The sequence below is a fragment of the Actinomadura sp. 7K534 genome, from assembly GCF_004348575.1.
Classification (GTDB): domain Bacteria; phylum Actinomycetota; class Actinomycetes; order Streptosporangiales; family Streptosporangiaceae; genus Spirillospora; species Spirillospora livida.
In genome coordinates this window covers 1-626 of the sequence record NZ_SMKB01000545.1, presented here as the reverse complement: position 1 = coordinate 626, position 626 = coordinate 1, and the positions used below count along the sequence as shown (strand labels likewise).

The 626-nt window shown below is 72.5% G+C and carries 1 protein-coding gene; it reads right to left on the bottom strand.

What is annotated here, in order from left to right:
• Positions 1-626, bottom strand: a 626-nt coding sequence (locus E1266_RS38675; protein WP_165966391.1) for a hypothetical protein, incomplete at both ends; no start/stop codon positions are given.

Sequence of the window (626 nt, the reverse complement as noted above, 5' to 3'; positions counted from 1 at the left end):
CGCCCCGCCGCCGCTCCCGCGCTCGCCCTCGAATCCCAGGAGCAGCGACCCGCCGCGCCCGACACGCCATTCACTGGTGTTGACCGCGGTGACCCGCATCGGGTCGCCGTCGTCGTCGTACTCGACATGGAGGACGTTGCCGCCGACCCGTTCCCAGGTGAGGTCATAGCCCGCGCCCACCACCGGCTGGGGCGCCATCTCCAGGCCGATCCGGGCCGTGTCGGTGTCGGTGGCCGCGTAGTACTCGCCATGGACGCGGGTCCCGTCGGCCTCGATGGCCTCCGAGGTGCCCAGCAGCCTGGTCTCCTCGTGCCGGAGCGAGCCGCTCAGCCCCGTGCCGGCGTCCTCGCTCCCCACCGACCCGTCGACCTCGACGAACGCGCTGGTGCCGTCCGCGTTGATGATCGTCGCGGGGAGGCCCATCTCGCCGGCGACCTGGAGCGGCAGGTCCTCGAACTCGGCCATGGCGTCCTCGTCGGCCGCCATCTCGAAGTACCCGCCGTGGTCGTCGATCATGTCGAGGCCCCGCCTCCGGTAGGCCTCCTCGTACTCCTCCAGCTCCCGCCGGTTCCGGGTGACGACCTGCCGCTGGTCCTCTCCCGTCCACAGGACGCCCCCGCCGACGC